Source organism: Chloroflexota bacterium, assembly GCA_015478725.1.
Lineage (GTDB): Bacteria > Chloroflexota > Limnocylindria > Limnocylindrales > CSP1-4 > C-114.
The window spans coordinates 16,711-33,307 of sequence record JADMIG010000026.1 but is presented as its reverse complement, the minus strand read 5'-3'; the positions used below and the strand labels follow the sequence as shown (position 1 = coordinate 33,307).

Annotated in this window: 13 protein-coding genes; 6 read left to right on the top strand and 7 right to left on the bottom strand. The window is 70.5% G+C overall.

What is annotated here, in order from left to right; translation table 11 throughout:
* The 3 genes from IVW53_12775 to IVW53_12765 all read right to left on the bottom strand — a co-directional run.
* Positions 1 to 2,193, bottom strand: a 2,193-nt coding sequence (locus IVW53_12775) for a carboxypeptidase regulatory-like domain-containing protein (protein MBF6606447.1), incomplete at its 3' end; no start/stop codon positions are given.
* Between the two features lie 114 nt (positions 2,194 to 2,307).
* Positions 2,308 to 2,604 (bottom strand): hypothetical protein, encoded by a 297-nt coding sequence (locus tag IVW53_12770; protein MBF6606446.1) that lies wholly within the window; start codon positions 2,602 to 2,604, stop codon positions 2,308 to 2,310.
* A 185-nt stretch (positions 2,605 to 2,789) separates the two neighbouring features.
* Positions 2,790 to 3,140, bottom strand: coding sequence for a hypothetical protein (locus tag IVW53_12765; GenBank protein ID MBF6606445.1), 351 nt, complete (start codon positions 3,138 to 3,140; stop codon positions 2,790 to 2,792).
* Positions 3,141 to 3,651: 511 nt separating this feature from the next.
* Between IVW53_12765 and IVW53_12760 the strand changes: the two genes are divergently transcribed.
* The 4 genes from IVW53_12760 to IVW53_12745 all read left to right on the top strand — a co-directional run bounded on the left by IVW53_12760 (position 3,652) and on the right by IVW53_12745 (position 5,721).
* Positions 3,652 to 4,062 (top strand): hypothetical protein, encoded by a 411-nt coding sequence (locus IVW53_12760; GenBank protein MBF6606444.1) that lies wholly within the window; start codon positions 3,652 to 3,654, stop codon positions 4,060 to 4,062.
* A gap of 12 nt (positions 4,063 to 4,074) precedes the next feature.
* The gene (locus IVW53_12755; GenBank protein MBF6606443.1) at positions 4,075 to 4,722 is read left to right on the top strand and encodes an RES family NAD+ phosphorylase; all 648 of its coding nucleotides are present in this window, start codon (positions 4,075 to 4,077) and stop codon (positions 4,720 to 4,722) included.
* A 369-nt stretch (positions 4,723 to 5,091) separates the two neighbouring features.
* Positions 5,092 to 5,400 (top strand): AbrB/MazE/SpoVT family DNA-binding domain-containing protein, encoded by a 309-nt coding sequence (locus tag IVW53_12750; protein MBF6606442.1) that lies wholly within the window; start codon positions 5,092 to 5,094, stop codon positions 5,398 to 5,400.
* A 9-nt stretch (positions 5,401 to 5,409) separates the two neighbouring features.
* A complete protein-coding gene (locus IVW53_12745) occupies positions 5,410 to 5,721 on the top strand; it encodes a hypothetical protein (protein ID MBF6606441.1) in 312 nt (103 codons plus the stop codon).
* Between the two features lie 392 nt (positions 5,722 to 6,113).
* Here the strand turns inward: IVW53_12745 and IVW53_12740 are convergent, their stop codons facing one another.
* The 3 genes from IVW53_12740 to IVW53_12730 are packed head-to-tail and all read right to left on the bottom strand — an operon-like array spanning position 6,114 to position 13,208.
* Complete coding sequence (locus IVW53_12740; GenBank protein ID MBF6606440.1) at positions 6,114 to 8,045, bottom strand: bifunctional homocysteine S-methyltransferase/methylenetetrahydrofolate reductase; 1,932 nt, start codon at positions 8,043 to 8,045, stop codon at positions 6,114 to 6,116.
* Between the two features lie 2 nt (positions 8,046 to 8,047).
* The gene (gene metH, locus IVW53_12735; protein ID MBF6606439.1) at positions 8,048 to 11,908 is read right to left on the bottom strand and encodes a methionine synthase; all 3,861 of its coding nucleotides are present in this window, start codon (positions 11,906 to 11,908) and stop codon (positions 8,048 to 8,050) included.
* The gene (locus IVW53_12730; protein ID MBF6606438.1) at positions 11,799 to 13,208 is read right to left on the bottom strand and encodes a sugar transferase; all 1,410 of its coding nucleotides are present in this window, start codon (positions 13,206 to 13,208) and stop codon (positions 11,799 to 11,801) included. The genes metH and IVW53_12730 overlap by 110 nt, the downstream gene beginning before the upstream one ends.
* Positions 13,209 to 13,348: 140 nt before the next feature.
* On the opposite strand from IVW53_12730, the gene IVW53_12725 reads away from it, so the two are divergent.
* The gene (locus IVW53_12725; protein ID MBF6606437.1) at positions 13,349 to 14,038 is read left to right on the top strand and encodes a hypothetical protein; all 690 of its coding nucleotides are present in this window, start codon (positions 13,349 to 13,351) and stop codon (positions 14,036 to 14,038) included.
* Positions 14,039 to 14,082: 44 nt separating this feature from the next.
* On the opposite strand, the gene IVW53_12720 is transcribed toward IVW53_12725, so the two are convergent.
* Positions 14,083 to 15,033: a DUF2029 domain-containing protein gene (locus IVW53_12720; GenBank protein MBF6606436.1), complete on the bottom strand. Its 951-nt coding sequence runs from the start codon at positions 15,031 to 15,033 to the stop codon at positions 14,083 to 14,085.
* A 650-nt stretch (positions 15,034 to 15,683) separates the two neighbouring features.
* Here IVW53_12720 and IVW53_12715 point away from each other — a divergent pair.
* The gene (locus IVW53_12715; GenBank protein MBF6606435.1) at positions 15,684 to 16,520 is read left to right on the top strand and encodes a cyanophycinase; all 837 of its coding nucleotides are present in this window, start codon (positions 15,684 to 15,686) and stop codon (positions 16,518 to 16,520) included.
* The last annotated feature ends 77 nt before the right edge of the window (positions 16,521 to 16,597 follow it).

The window sequence follows — 16,597 nt, the reverse complement described above, 5'->3', positions numbered from 1 at the left end:
GGCACCCGAGATCGGGGCGGCGCTCGTGGTGCTGACAGTGCCCGACAGGGTGAACCTGCCGTACACGGTGAGGTTCTGGGTCAGGTTGGCAGCACCGAGGGTGACGGGCGTTGCCGTCGCCAGGCTCGTGCCGCCGAACCATTGGGCGGCGTAGGGTCCGGACACGGGCTCGATGTACAGCTTGTAGGAGCCCTGCGGCAGGGTGAAGCTGTACAGGCCGCTCGCGTCCGTCACGCCGGCGTTCGTCCAGGCGCCGGTCGTCGCGTTCCAGGCCGACACGGTGGCACCCGAGATCGGGGCGGCGCTCGTGGTGCTGACAGTGCCCGACAGGGTGAACGAGGGCGTCGTGACCGTCAGCGTGAAGCTCTGAGACGCGTTCGGGAGGACCCCGTTGGCGGCGCTGATGGCGATCGGGTAGGTCCCACCGGTGGCCGGGCCAGGCGTGCCCGCGAGGGTGGCCGTGCCGTTCCCGTTGTCAGTGAGCGTCACGCCGCTCGGCAGCGCGCCGGACTCGGTGATCGTGGGTGTGGGGACACCGGTCGTGGTGACGGTGAACGTGCCCGCACTGCCAACCGTGAAGGTCGCGCTGGTCGCGCTCGTGATGGCGGGTGCTGCCAGCGGGACGCACGACGGGAACTTGAACGTGCCGATGCGCGTGTTCCAGTTGAACGTGCCGTTCGTGGTCAGGTACTCGGTCGTGAACCAGAAGGTGCAGTCATCCACCGGGTCCACGACCATCGAGCTGTAGTCGCCCCAGCGGTTCAGGGTCGAAGTTTGCGATCCCGTCCCGCTGATCAGGATCGTCTCCGCCTGGAGCGTGTTCAGCGGGTCACCGGCGAGACGCCCGCTGTAGGCGATCGCGGGGTTGATGGACGCGCTGGACAGGCTGTAGCCGATGCCGATGTCGCCGGAGCGATCCATCGCCGCACTGGCCATCCAGCGGTACTGCGTGTCGGGTGCGTACGTGCTCTGCTGGTAGACCACCGGCGTACCGCCGGGGTTGCGGATCTCGTACCAGCGCACGCCGCCACCGCCGGCACCTGGAGCCACGCTGTGGGTCACGACGAGTGACTCGTGGTCGCCGAAGTTGCGGTAGGCGAGCCGGTACATGAGACGGTCCCCGAGCGAGTCGAGCTTCTGGGCGGTCCCGGCCTGCCGGATGCAGGGGACCCCGCCGCAGAGCTCCGTGTAGCCGGCCACCGCGATCGAGCTCGGGCCGACAAGCGTCGAGTTTGCCGCGTTCGCGAAGTCGGCGTGGAATTTCCAGAGGTAGAGGCTCGTGGATGTGCCGAGCGACACGAAGTAATTCGGCGAGCCTGCCGGTGGCTGGGTCTTCCCGTCGAGCGACGACGGCAGGAGTCCACCGTATGCGGTCGAGAGGTGGAAGGTCTGCGCAGTCGCCGGCTGGCCGGCGAGCATCTTTGCCCGGTCGAAGGCCCAGGTCGTCGCGCCGGCGAACGTGTTCCCGTTGAAGTCATTCGTCGACATGTAGTACGCGTCCGGCCACACGCCGAGCTTCGGGTAGTCCGGGAAGCGGCTGAGGGGAAACGAGTAGCGATAGTACGTGCCGGTGGGGTCGCCGCTCGTCGAGATCGCGACGCACTCGAGGTACGGCACGGACGTGCCGTCCGCGCCGCTCACGGCGAACTGGGTGATGACCCAGCGATTGGCGAGCTGGTCGTACACCACCGTCGGGTCACCGTCGTTGTCCGTCTCGCAGAGCCCACCGAAGCCGGTGAAGAGCGTGTTGATCGCGACCGGACCGTAGCGCACGCTGCCGGTCTTGCTGAAGACCGCGAAGGAGACGTTCACCGTCTGCACGAAGTCGTTGGGGCCGACGGCGCCGTTCGTGTCGGGCGGCGCGTACTGCACCGTGAAGCCGGGAAGCCCGCCGCCGATGCCCTCGAATGACGAGGAGGCCGCCGGCGCGGCGGCACCCAGCGCGCTGGACTGCACCGCGGTGTCGGCAGCGCTGGTCGCGATCTGCGGCAGGCTGCGCTGCTGCCGCTCTTGCTCCTTCCTGACGTTGCCCTGGTCTTTGTTACTGAATGACCCGAGCGGTGAGGAGACGTCATTCTTCGTCGACTGGATCACCGTGGCACCCGTCAGCGCCGGCGCATCTGCAGCAACCGCGCTCGGGATCGCCGCCGCGAGGAGCAGGACGAATGCGAGGATGGCCGCGATCCTGAACATGCGCCTTGGTCTCCTTCACCTGCCGTCCGAGCGCACGGTACACGAGATGGCCGATGGTGCGGCTGGTTGTGGGCGACGCCTTTTGCTGGCTACCCGCTCAGGCTGCCCGCCCGCTCACGGCCGCACCCTGCGGCAACACGGTGCGTCGAGGTTGCCGCGCTGGATCCCGACGTTCGCCAGGAGGTCCCCGGAGACGGGAACCCTGGCGTCCACGAGATCGAGTCCGGCCACGTAGTGGAAGTGTTTCCAGTTCCTCGTGATCAGCACTCGACTTGATCGGATGGCCGCCGCCGCGATCAGCGCGTCGGCGGGGTCGTCCGAGGGCGGGTCGTGGCGCTTGTATCTTGCCTCGATCTCCTCGCCCAGGCGGCCAGTCTCGATGTCGGTGTCGTCGACGACCTGTCCGCCCATGCGACGGGCCAGCGTCCAGTTGGCCACCACGGTGGGGTGGTCGGCGGGTAGTGGTCCCTGGAGCTCAGTCGCGATCGTGTCAGAGATCGCGAGGTCCGCGGATCCGACGTACTCGAAGGGATCGAGCTCGCGATCGCGAATCCAGACAAAGACGTTCGTGTCGATCAGGCACGGCCGAGACGAGCTCACGAACGAGCGATTGCCGCCCGGCGGGCCACGGCCTCGCGCGCCACGTCAGCCTGGAGCTCCGCGACCGTCTTGCGTCGTCCGTCTGGGTGCGTGACCAGCCATGCGCGGTGGCGCTGCGCCATGATCTGGCCAGCCAGGACCGTTGAGTTCTCCAGCCCGAGCAACGCCTCGAGCACCGGTAGCTGGACAAACTCCTGATCTCCGATCTCGATGGTTCGGACTCCATTGGCGCGCAGCCTCGCCCGAACGGCACGCGCACTCTGGCCGAACCAGCGCGTGAGCTGGTCCAGCGTCACGAGCTGTCCGTAGCGCTCAGCGAGGTCCTCGGCTGTCAGCAAGGTGCTCATCGTGGCCGGAGACTCGCACGAAGGTGTGGTTCTGTCAAGTATCTGCAAATACCAGCAAGTACGCGGCCGTTTCGCGCTGTTCGTGCCAGTTTGCTGGTTCTGGTGATCGTCTTCCGCAACACGGACATCAACGTTCCGTTCGACGGCGATGGATTGAGGGTTCGTGGCCGGCCTCCCCTCCTCGCTTGACGGTGCCCAGGCCCGTGATAGAGTTAGTCGTGCAAGTCATTAGGTCTCGACTTGCTCTGATAACGCAGGTGCTCGGATGACTGCTCATTCGCAGACGCTTACTCTGCCGCCGCGCCGGAGTGGCGCGTCGGTGGAGGGTGAGCTGAAGATCCATGGTGACCACTCGACGTTGGACGCCATCGCGCAGTTGGCCAAGGCTATGGCGGGAGCGCCCGGCGCCGAGGAGGTGACCAGGGCGATCACGGAGCGTTTCAGACGGGGCGGGTCGGATCTTGAACGCGAGGTCCGCCTCATCGATCTGTTGATGCCGGCACCCTCCACGATGTCAGAGGCCGCGACCCTCCAGGTCCGGCGCAATGCGGCCGCGCGCGAGGTGGCACTCGCCGAGTTCGGGGCCTTCACGAGCGCGGAGCTGGCGAGCGCACGTGGTTCACGCGCGAAGAACCCGCACACGACCACGAGCCGCTGGCTGCGCGACGGACTCGTGTTCGCCGTCGACACGCCGGCCGGGCGTCTCTTTCCGGCCTTCCAGTTCGCCCAGGGAGCGCCTCGCCCGGTCATCGCAACGATTCTTACCGCTCTTGCCGGACAGCTCCGCGGCTGGGAGATCCTGCTCTGGTTCACCGGGTCGAGCGGCTACCTTGACGGCGCGCGACCGGTCGACCGACTCGTCAGCGCGCCCGACGATGTCGTGGCGGCTGCCGCCTACCAGGCATCGCTGTCCGAGGACTGACGAGTGCCCCGGGTGCCGCGGCGTCCCAACGGCACTCCCCGCACGATTGAGTGGCCGGCTGGCCGGACGCTCTGGCGGGTCTCAAAGGACGCGACCGCGACGCGATTCTCGACGCGCACGGGTCGGCTCTTTCGGTTCTCCCCGATCGTTTCGTCCGACGGCACAGTCGTGCCCACCTGGTACGGCGCCACGAGCCAGGCAGGCGCAATCTTCGAGTCGATCTTCCATGACGTGCGGCCGCCGCACCGCGATCGCCGCATCGCGCCCAACCAGTACATCGACCGGATCCTCGCGCCGGTTGTCACGGCTCGCTCGCTGACCCTCGTCGATCTGACGACCGACGGCCTCCACAGCATCGGGATTTCCCGAGCGGCCCTCATCGAATCGACCTCGCAGCGGTATCGGTGGACGATCGAGCAGGCGGTGCTTCTGCGAAAGGCGGCTCCGACCGCCGACGGATTCGTCTGGGTGTCTCGGGCGCGCGATACAGCGCTGTCGGTCGTGCTCTATGGCAACCGAGAGGACCGAGGCGACCCAGAGATGCTCCTGCCTGGCGAGGGCCCGGCCTTGCCGCTGGGCATTGGCGCTGGCCTCGAACTCCTGCGCACCCTGGCCGAGGCCGCCCGGATCACGATCGTCCTGCCTGACAGGGCATCTTGAGGGCTCCGATGCCTCGAGCTCCGCCGAGACCTGAAGGGCGCGAGTCTCGCCCCGTCTCTCGCAAGTGGCCAGATTCTCGTGCCACGAGCACTCGGACGGCTCAGCCGGGCGTCGGAGCATCAGTGACCGGCCGGCAGTGCCTCGGCGCGACTCCGTTCGTGCGTGGATCCGCCCTGCGACCGCATCCACGAACCGTGCCTCCGCTCTCCGAACGCCGACCTCCGGGCTTTGCGCTCGCAGGACGGGAGTCTGGCCACATTCGGGTTCGGACGTAGCCTGAGGCGGCCGCGGAAGTACCGAGCAGGTGGTCGAGCACACATACGCTCCACACGAGCGATCGCGCGACTTGACGACAGCCGCATTGCAGCTATGCTGCTTTGCGTGAAGACGCACTTCGTAACGCTTCAGTCGCGTGGAACCGTCGCGCTCCCGGTCGATCTTCGCCAGAGGCTCCATCTCGACGAGCCCGGAGCCCAGCTCCAGATCATCGAGCAGGAGGACGGCAGGATCGAGTTGCGCCCGGTCCTGCCCGTGCCGGCGGATCAGCGCTGGTTCTGGACGGAACGGTGGCAGGCGATGGAGCGCGAAGTGGATGCGCATGTGGCCGCCGGCCAGGTGACCGTCGTCGATGGCCCCGATGCACTCTTCGAGCACCTCGACAACTCGCTGACTTCCTGAGTCGGCGCGTTGAAGTTCGAGATCACCCCGGCATTCGAGGGCGACTGGGCACGACTCTCGAGGCGCGAGCGGACGACGTTCAGGAAGGCTGTCAACGAGCGCTTCCATCCGGCCTGCGAGCGACGACGTGCGGACCCGGTGGCACCCTGGCCGACGTCGCTTCGGGTGAAGGATGTCGAAGGTGCGCCCGGAGTGTGGGAGATGACCTGGAGCTTCGCCGGGCCAGACGGTCGGGCGACCTTCGAGTGGATCGAGATCGAGGGCGAGCCGGGGATCCGCTGGCGCCGCATCGGAGGTCACGCGATCTTCGGCGCCCCGTAGCGGCCGGTGCCGGAACCGCCGGCCCGACCCTCGCCCCCTCTCGCGCAAGTGGCCGCCTCCCTCGCGCTATCTCTCGCAAGTGGCCAGATTCTCGTGCCACGAACGCTCGGACGGTTCAGCTGGGTATCGGAGCCACCACGGCCGGCCGGCAGTGCCTCGGTACGAACCAGTTCGTGCGTGGATCCGCCCTGCGACCGCATCCACGAACCGTGCCTCCGCTCTCCGAACGCCGACCTCCGGGCTTTGCGCTCGCAGGACGTGCATGTGGCCACATTGGGGGCATTGGGAGCGGAGGGAGCGGCGGGGTCGGAGGGAGCGGAGGGAGCGGAGGGGGCGGAGGGAGCGGAGGGAGCGGAGGGGGAGGGGCGGGGCCGAACCGCTCGCCCCGACCGTCACCGCGGCTGACCCTGCGGGTAGCGCACGCGCAGCCGGCGGACCAGTTCGGCGGCCTGCTCGTAACGGCCGAACGAGGGCATGATGTAGGTGCCCGCGACGCGTTCGCCGACGGTGTCCAGCAGCTGCTGGGTGATCTGCAGCCCCACTTCCGCGCCGTGCTCGCCCGCCTCGTGGAGGGCGTGTCGCGTGACGTCCGGGATCGTGATGCCGGGGACCTCGTTGTGGAGGAACTCGGCGTGGCGCGCCGACTGCAGCGGCAGGACGCCGAGCAGGAGCGGGATCGGGAAGCCGCCGTCGCCGAACCGTCGCCGTGCTTCTGTGAACATCGCCTCGACCTGCTCGATCGAATAGAGCGGCTGGGTCATGATGAGCTGGGCCCCGGTCGCGATCTTGCGCTCGAGTCGATCCCACTCGGTGGCCGTGTCGGCCGCCGTCGGGTCGAGGGCGCAGGCGATCGTGAACCCGGCGCGCTGGCCGATCGGTGAGCCGGCCGCGTCCTCACCGCGGTTGAGGCGAGCGAGGATCTCGATGAGCCCGATGGAGTCGACGTCCCAGACCCCCGTGCCGGTGGGGTAGTCGCCGATCCGGGGCGGGTCCCCGGTCAGGGCCAGGATGGAGCGGACACCCAGGGCGTGCGCCCCGAGCAGCTCCGACTCGAGCGCCATGAGGTTCCGGTCGCGCGTCGTGAGGTGCACGACGCACTGGAGGTCGAGGTCGTGCTGGATCCCGAACGCCACGGCGAGCGCGCCCATCCGGACGCGGGCCATCGCCGAATCGCTGACGTTGACCAGGTCGACGCCGGCGGCCTGGAGGAGCCGCGCGGCCTCGATGGTGCGCTCGATGCGGACGGAGCGCGGTGGGTCGATCTCGACGGAGATCACATATCGACCGTCCGCGAGGGCCCGGGCGAGGCCGGTCGGCGGCGGGGGGTCGTCCGTCGTCGGCGCGACCTCGGTGCGGATGGAGGAGGTCGCCGGGCGCGGGACGCGGGATTCCGAAGTCGCCGTCGCGGCGCCACCCAGGTCGATCGCGGCGCGCATCGCGACGATGTGCTCTGGCGTCGTGCCGCAGCACCCGCCGACGATGACGGCACCGGCGTCGATCATGTCGCCGACCATGCGGGCGAAGTAGTCGGGATCCGCGGCGTAGACGAACTGGCCTTCGATGCGCTGGGGGAGCCCGGCGTTCGGGAGGATCGCGCGACCGACCCCGCCCATCCCGGCACCGCCTATCCCGACCCCGCCCATCGCCGTCAGCGCCTCCACGCAGGCGACCGGGCCGGCGCCGCAGTTGACGCCCACGACGTCGACGTCGGCGGCGTCCGTCAGCGCGGTCGCCGCCACGCGCGGCGGCGTCCCATCCGCGAGCGCGATGTCCTCGCCGAAGGTGAGGAGCGCCACGATCGGCAGGTCGGCGGCCGCCGAACGAGCCTCGGCGATGGCGATCGCCAGGTGGTCGATGAGCGAGAACGTCTCGAACCAGAACAGGTCCACGCCGCCTTCCAGGAGGCCGTCGATGGTCTCGCGGAAGGCGCTCCGGATGGCGCGGTCGTCGAGATGGAGGATCTCCCGCGTCGGCGCGCCGAGCGGTCCGATCGATCCTGCCACGAGCACGTCGCGCCCGACGACGTCGCGCGCTTCTCGGGCGAGCTGGGCGCCGCGGCGAGCGAAGCGGCCGGCCTGATCGGCGAGGCCGTACGGGCCGAGGCGAACGCGGTTCGCCCCGAAGGTCGCGGTCTCGATGATGTCGGCGCCTGCCGCGAGGTACTCCCGGTGGATCGCGCCGATCAGCTCGGGGCGGGTCGCGACGAGCTCGTCGAGCACGGCCCGCTGCGGGATGCCGCGGCTGAACAGCAGCGTGCCCATGGCGCCATCGGCCAGCAGCGGGCCGGCGGCGAGGCGATCGCGGAAGCGGCTGCGGGCAGCCATCGTCACTCCTCCGCCGACGGCGCATCGGCAAGGTTGGGCGAGAGCCAGCGTTCCGCCTCAGCGAGCGGCACGCCCTTGCGCGCGGCGTAGTCCTCGAGCTGGTCGCGGCCGATCCGTCCGACCCCGAAGTAGTGGCTCTGCGGGTTCCACAGGTAGTAGCCGCAGACCGACGCCCCGGGCAGCATCGCGCATGATTCGGTGAGCTGCATGCCGGCCCGCGCCTCCGCCTCGAGCAGCTCGAACAGGGTCCGCTTCTCCGTGTGATCCGGGCAGGCCGGGTAGCCGGGCGCCGGCCGGATCCCCTGGTAGCGCTCGGCGATGAGGTCGCTGTTGGAGAGTGCCTCGTCCGGGGCGTAGCCCCACAGCTCGCGCCGGACCCGCTCGTGGAGCCGTTCGGCCAGCGCCTCCGCCAGGCGGTCCGCGAGGGCCTTGGCGAGGATCGCCGAGTAGTCGTCGTGGGCGGCCTCGAACTCGTCGACGAGCCCGTCCGGCCCGTCGAGGCCGTGGCCCGCGGTGACGGCGAACGCCCCGATGTAGTCGCCGCGCCCGCTCTCGCGCGGGGCGACGAAGTCGGCGAGGGCGACGTTTGGCCGGCTGCCGGTCTTGGCCATCTGCTGGCGGAGCGTGCGGAACGTGGCGATCTGCTCGGCGCGGCCCTCGTCACGCCAGACGGGGATGTCGTCGCCGACCGAATCGGCCGGCCAGAACCCGACGACCGCGGCGGCACGGAGGCGATCCTCCGCCACGATCCGCTCGAGCAGCGCGAGCGCGTCACGATGGAGGTCGCGAGCGGCTGCCCCGAGCCGCGGGTCGTCGAGGATCGCGGGGTACGCGCCGCGGAGCTCCCAGGTGGCGAAGAACGGCGTCCAGTCGATCCGCTCGACGAGCTCGGCGAGGGGGTAGCGGTCGAAGGTGCGGAGGCCGAGGAACGAGGGTCGTGGCGGCGTGACGGCGTCCCAATCGAGCGCGACCCGGTTGGCGCGCGCCTCGGCGATCGTGAGCGAGCGTTCCTTGGCCCGCCGTTCGCTCCGCTCGCGCCGGAGCGTCTCGTACTCCTCGCGGATCGCTGCGGCATACGCCGTCCGCCGGGAGGGGTCGACGAGCGCCCCGGCGACGCCGACCGCCCGCGACGCATCGAGGACGTGGACGACGGGCCCCGAATACGCCGGTGCGATCTTCACCGCGGTGTGGGCCCGCGACGTCGTGGCCCCACCGATGAGCAGCGGCGTCGTCATCCCGAGGCGCTCCATCTCCGAGGCGACGTGGACCATCTCGTCGAGCGAGGGCGTGATGAGCCCAGACAGGCCGATCAGGTCGGCGTGGCGTTCGATCGCGGTCTCGAGGATCCGCGCCGCGGGGACCATGACCCCCAGGTCCACGATCTCGTAGTCGTTGCAGCCCAGCACGACGCCGACGATCTTCTTGCCGATGTCGTGGACGTCGCCCTTGACCGTCGCGGTCACGATGATGCCGGCTCGCCGGCCGGTCCCCTCACGCTGCGCCTCGAGATACGGCACGAGATGGGCGACCGCCTTCTTCATCACCCGGGCGCTCTTGACGACCTGCGGCAGGAACATGCGGCCGGCCCCGAAGAGATCGCCGACGACGTTCATCCCGGCCATGAGTGGACCCTCGATCACGTCGAGCGGTCGCTCGGTCGCGCAACGGGCCTCCTCCGTGTCCTCGACGATCCAGGCGTCGATCCCTGCGACGAGCGCGTGGGTCAGGCGTTCGTCGACCGGCCGTTCGCGCCAGGCGAGATCCTCCGCAGGACGGTCCATGCCGCTCTCGCCGGCGTAGCGCGTGGCGATCTCCAGCAGCCGTTCGGCGGCATCGGGGCGGCGGTTGAGGACGGCGTCCTCGACGCGCTCGCGCAGCTCCGGGTCGATGTCGTCGTAGACCGGCAGGACGCCGGCGTTGACGATGGCCATGTCGAGGCCCGCCTGGATGGCGTGGTAGAGGAAGACCGAGTGGATCGCCTCGCGGACCCGATCGTTGCCGCGGAAGGCGAACGAGACGTTCGAGACACCGCCGGAGGTGGGGCTGGCGGGCATCTCCGCCTTGAGCCGCCGGACGGCCTCGATGAACGAGACCGCGTAGCCGTTGTGCTCCTCGATGCCGGTGGCGATGGCGAAGATGTTGGCGTCGAGGATGATGTCCTCCGGGGGGAATCCCACCACGCCGGTGAGCAGCTCCCAGGCCCGCCGGCAGACGGCGACGCGGCGTTCGACCGACTCGGCCTGGCCCGCTTCGTCGAAGGCCATGACGACGACCGCGGCCCCGTAGCGCCGGCACAGCCGCGCCTGGCGCAGGAACTCCGCCTCGCCCTCCTTGAGCGAGATCGAGTTGACGACCCCTTTGCCCTGCAGCTGCTGGAGGCCTGCCTCGATCACCGACCAGCGCGAGCTGTCCACCATGACCGGGACGGTCGCGATGTCCGGCTCCGCAGCGATCCGCCGCAGGAAGCGGGTCATCGCCGCAACCCCGTCGAGCAGCGCCTCGTCCATGTTCACGTCGACGAGCTGCGCGCCGTTGGCGACCTGCTCCCGGGCCACCGCGACCGCCTCGTCCTCGCGGCCGTCGGCGATGAGGCGGGCGAACTTGCGCGAGCCGGTGACGTTCGTCCGCTCGCCCACGTTGACGAAGGCGTTGCCGGGCGGCGGGATGACGAGCGGCTCGAGGCCGGCGAGGCGGGTGACGGCAGGCGGTCGCGGGCTGCGCCGTGGCGGGAAGCCGGCGACGGCGGCAGCGATCGCCGCGACGTGGGCCGGCGTGGTGCCACAACAGCCGCCGGCGACGTTGAGGAGGCCGTGCTCCGCCCACTCCCGCATCGTCGCGGCCATCGCCTCCGGGGTCTCGTCGTAGCCGCCGAACTCGTTGGGGAGCCCGGCGTTCGGGTAGGCCGAGACGGGCTTCTCCGCGATCCGCGACAGGACGTCGAGGTGCTCGCGGAGCTGCTTTGGCCCGAGCGCGCAGTTCAGTCCGACGATGAGAGGGTCGGCGTGGCGGACGCTGTGCCAGAACGCCTCCACGGTCTGGCCGGACAGCGTTCTTCCGGACGCGTCGACGATCGTGCCGGAGATGATGAGCGGGAGTCGCTCACCGAGTTCCTCGAACAGCGACTCGACCGCGAAGATCGCGGCCTTCGCGTTGAGGGTGTCGAAGATCGTCTCGATGAGCAGGATGTCGGCGCCGCCCTCGATGAGCCCTGCGGCGGCCTCGCGGTAGGCCAGCTCGAGCTCCGCCCAGGTCACCCCGCGGGCCGCCGGGTCGCCGACGTCCGGGCTGATCGACGCGGTCCGGTTGGTGGGACCGAGGCCGCCCGCGACGAAGCGTGGCCGGCCGGGCTCGGCGCGCTCGGCCGCGTCGGCGGCATCGCGGGCGAGGCGGGCGGCGCTGACGTTCAGCTCGCGCACGACGGTCGGATCGAGACCGTAGTCCGCCTGGGCGATGCGCGTCGCGGTGAAGGAATTCGTCGTCACGATGTCGGCGCCCGCGTCGAGGTACGCGGCATGGACCGCGCTCACCGCCCATGGCTGGGTCAGGCACAGCAGGTCGTTGTCGCCGCGCACATCGAAGGGGTGGTCCCGAAAACGGTCACCGCGATACTCGGTCTCGCCGAAGCGGTGGGCCTGCAGCATCGTGCCCATCGCCCCGTCGAGGACAACGATCCGTTCCTCGAGCACCTCGGCCAGACGGACCCGGCGGGTCGCGCGCGTGTACGGGACCGCGCGCGTCGGGGGCGACACCTGGCTACCTGCCCGTGCGGACGAACACTGCCGGGACCGTCCGAACAAGGATCTTGATATCGAGCCAAAGCGACCACTGGTCGATGTAGCGCAGGTCCAAGTTTGCGCGGTCATCGAAGTGACGGTCGAACCGCGCCTCTACCTGCCAGAGCCCCGTGATGCCGGGCTTTACGCTCAGTCGGCGTCGGTGCCACATGTCGTAGGCCTCCACCTCGCGTGGAGGAGCCGGGCGAGGCCCCACGAGGCTCATGTCACCGCGAAGGACGTTCCATAGCTGGGGAAGCTCGTCCAGGCTCGTCTTGCGGAGCGCTCCGCCGAGGTTCGTCACTCTCGGGTCCTCGTTCAACTTGAACGCCGCCCCCTTCGTGTCAGAGAGCTCCGCAACCTCTGAGTAGCGCGTTTCGGCGTCCGGAACCATCGTCCGGAACTTGTAGATCCTGAAGGGCCGACCGTGGAGGCCGACGCGGGTCTGCGAGAAGAGGATGGGACGGCCCTCCCGGACGAGGATGGCAGCCGCCACCACGAGGAGGACGGGGCTCAAGAGAACGAGGCCGATCGCCGCGCCGCCGATGTCCACGAACCGCTTCACGGCGAGGCCCACGACGCGCTGCGGTCCGTTGGCGTACGAGCGGACGAGCAGGTCCTCGAACTCCTCCATCCGGGCGTCGGGCAGGGGCACCATCGCCGGCTGGAACGGCACCCGCACGATCTTGCCCTCATCCGTGGCGATCCGGACGATCGGATCGGCGAGCCCATCCGAGCCCATCGGGAGGCAGATGGCCACCTCGTCGATGACCCGCTCGTGGAAGACCCGGCCGAGCTCCTCCGTCGTCCCGAGGATGGGTCGGCTGACCGCCATCGTCTCCTCAGCCAGCGTGCGCAGGTGGCCGATCACCTCGAGGCCCAGGTGGCGGTGAGCCTCCACCCGGTCCGCGAACGCCTGGGCGAACTCGCCGGCGCCCACGACGAGCATGTAGCGGCGGTTGTAGCCACGGGCCCGGAGCCGCCCGAACACGGAGCGGAAGAACACCCGCTCCGCGAACGCGAGTACCGGCTGAACGAGGAAGAGGCTGACGAGGAAGAGCCGACTGACGCCCTGGAGCTTGACGAGGTAGAGGAACGCCATCGTCGCGACGGCCAGGCCGAAGGCAGCCACCGCGAGGTCGCCGATCTCCGCGCTGCTCGACCAGCGGACGCGGAGCCGGTAGAGCCCGAGGTACCAGAGGATGGTGACCCAGGCCGCCGCGTAGAGCGCCGCGCCGATCCGGCCGTCAACGCCGAGGGCGTCCCACATCGTCGTCCAGCGGGCGTCGTTGAAGCGGATGACGCTGATCACACCGAAGAGGATCGCCGCCGCCGCCGCGTCGGACGCCATGAGGCCCATGCGCAGCGCGAACAGGTGGCCTCGGATCACCGGCTGATCTCTCCCCCTGCGTGCCCCGTTCCCCCGCCCATCCGCCTGAGAGGTGGATGAGACTCCGGACGCTCGGAGGATACTGCTACTTGACCCCCGCCGGACGGGGACGCTCGCGAGCGGTCGTATCATCGGCCGCGATGTGCGAGCACTACGTGGCCCGGGCCGACGAGCCCTTCCCGCTCGCCGCGCTGTGGCCGTTCACGGAGCGGCTCGAGCGCTTCGGCATCGCCGGGTTCGGCTGGGGTGCCGCCTGGCGGACGGCTGACGGGCGCCTCGAGACGCACCGGGACGTACGGGCCTTTCGTGACGATCCGGCCCGCGAGCGCCTCGCTGCGATCGAGACGCGGAGCCTCCTCGTCCACCTCCGCCGACCCTCGAAGCTCTCGACGCTCGGCGCCCCGGACACGCAACCGTTCCCCGATCCGGCGGGCCGGTTCGCGTTCAGCCACAACGGCGACCTCGGTGACTACCGGACGTGGCGGACGCGCTTTCGAGCCGAGGGACGGATCCACGGCCGGGCGGACTCCGAGGTGGGGCAGCGCTGGCTCGAGGACGCGTGGACGGCGGGCGAGTCACCGGCCCGCCTGCTCGCGGCGCTCCACGACGCGTTCGGCGGGGCGGCGAACTTCGCTCTCCTGACCGCCGACGGCACCGTCCATCACTACGCCGGCAACCCGGAGAACCCGGTCTTCACGTTCCGCCTCGGCGCGATCCGGCTCGCGAGCACGGGGATCTACTCCCTCGATCGCTCCCTCTTCCGATTCGTCGCCCCGGCGGCGACCGAACGGCGGCTCGTCCCGCGCCGGACGACGGTCGCCCTCGCTTGACGGACGTCGTCAAGCGGTCTTCGGGTACGGCGTCGGGGGAGCGGTCAGGCCGGACGTGACGGTCGATCCAGCCCGAGGTACGCGCGGATCCGCAGCCGGCCAGCGCGATGGATCGTCCCGAGGGCGGCGGTCCGGTCAGCCCGCCAGAGCGCGGCCACCCCGCCGAGGTGCTCGCGCGACGCCGCGAGGAGCGCCGGCCATCGCGCGGGTCGGAGGAACCAGGCCGGGTCCGGATGACGCCACCACCACGGCACGACGGCCCACAGCAGGACGAGGTAGTCGAGTCGGATCGGCCGGGCACCGAAGCCGAACAGCGCCTGGAGCTGGAGGATCGTGAGGGGCAGGGTGATGATGCTCAGGACCCCGGCCGCCGCCAGCCAGATCAGGCCCCATGACCTGGCCCGCGGGGCGAGGATGATCCAGTACGGGGCGGGGACCCATTTCATCCACGTCGCGAGGCCCCAGAGGAGTCCGCCAAGGCGCGGCCCGGCGAACTGGGCCCCCCAGAGCATGAACGCGAGATACAGGGTGATGTTGCCGGTATCGAGGTTGGCGCCGATGGGGAAGGCGAGGACGAGGATGGCGGCCGCGGTCGCGAGCGGCCGGCGCCGGTACGCCCAGTCGACCGTCCAGAAGAGGAGGAGGATCGCGCTGCCGCGCCAGACGACCCACGCGACGTCCCACGGCAGGATGGCCCACGGGGTGAACAGGGGGAGCATCCACGGCGCATACACATAGGGCAGGAACGGGCCCGTCGGGTGGTACGGGTCGCCGCCGTTGAGCCAGATCCGGACCGCCGCCCAGTACGCCCGGGCGTCCGCGCCGGCCGGATCACCGCGGGCGATGATCCCCGCCCCGATCGTCCCGCCGACGAGGATGAGGATCGCCATCGCGAGGAGCCGTCGACGATCGTGGAGTCGCGACGCCTCGCGGCGGATCGCCCGGCGGAAGACGCCGGCCCGGCGACGGGTGGGTGCATCGAGGCGTGCGGTCATCGCTCGGTCATTCTCGCACCGCCCCGGTCGGTGTCATCTCGGCGGTGCGGTGCGGCGGCTCGGCGGCTCGGCGGTGCGGCGGCCCGGCGGCCCGGCCGCTCGGCGGCGGGGCGGTGCGGCGGTGCGGCGGCGGTGCGGCGGCCCGGCGGCTCGACAGTGCGGCGGCGCGACAGTGCGGCTCGTTTCCGCCATCTGCTCCCCAGGCGGTCGTTCGTCCGTCTGTTCCTGCCATCTGCCCATCCACGTGGCAGGTGCCGGTTTGCCGCTCTCGAAGATCAGCTGGATCAAGCACGACGCGACAAGCGTGGACTCCCTCGGACGATGCAACGGTCGTCCAACGCCCGCCTGGCGACCATCTGGCACCTTCTGACGGACCGACCGTGCTCGGCGCTCGAACGGTCGGGGAGGGATGCTCGCCGATCGGGAGCCGCTGTGCCGCGCCCCGGCCCGTCCCGCCGTGCCGCGCCCCGTCCCGCTGGGCCGCGCCCCGGCCCGTCCCGCTGGGCCGCGCCCCGTCCCGCTGTGCCGCGCCCCGTCCCGCTGGGCCGCGCCCCGTCCCGTCCCGTCCCGCCGTACCGTCCCGCCCCGGCCGGCCCGGCCCGGTCCGCCCGTCCGGCGCGGTGAGCCTGCCGTCTATACTCCGCGCCACGATGCCCGCAGGAACCGTGATCATCATCGGCGGCGCTGAGGACAAGGTCCGGGATCGGGTCATCCTCAGCCGATTCGTCGCCCTCGCGGGCGGTCGCGCGGCGACGGTCGCCGTCGTCAGCACCGCGTCCTCGCTCGGGGCGGAGGCCGGCGAGCGCTATCGGCAGGTCTTCGGCGACCTCGGCGTTCGGACGGTCCGGCCCATCCACGCCGTCACGCGTGAGGGGGCGAACGAGGAGGTGGTCGTCGCTGCGGTCCGCGACGCGACCGGGATCTTCCTCACCGGCGGCAACCAGCTCCGGCTCAGCTCGACCCTCGGTGGGACCCGGCTCGCCGAGGCGATCCTCGATCGGTTCCACGACGGCGCGGTGATCGCCGGCACGTCGGCCGGCGCCTCGGCGACGAGCAGCCACATGATCGCGTTCGGGGCCTCCGGCGCGACGCCCAAGCAGCGGATGGCCCAGATCGCGGCCGGCCTCGGCGTCCTCCCGGGCGTCATCGTCGACCAGCACTTCCAGCAGCGGAACCGGCTCGGTCGCCTCCTCAGCCTCATCGCCCAGAATCCGGGCCTCCTCGGGCTCGGCGTGGACGAGGACACGGCCGGGATCGTCGGCCCGGACCACGTCATGGAGGTCGTCGGGCGCGGCAGCATCACCGTGGTCGATGGCTCGAGCTCGGAGACGGACGCCTGGGAGGTCGGCGGCCACCGGCCGATCATGGTCGGCAACGTCATCCTTCATTCGCTCCCGGCCGGCTACCGATTCGACCTCCGGACGCGGCGACGGGTGGACGTGCCGGTCCTCCGCACCGTCGCGGCCGGCGAGGCCGCGTCGAGCTAGCCGCCGACTCCGCGCCGACCCGCCCCGTCACCACCGAGCCAGCTCCGCAGTCGCAGGAGGACGGAACCCGTGGCCTC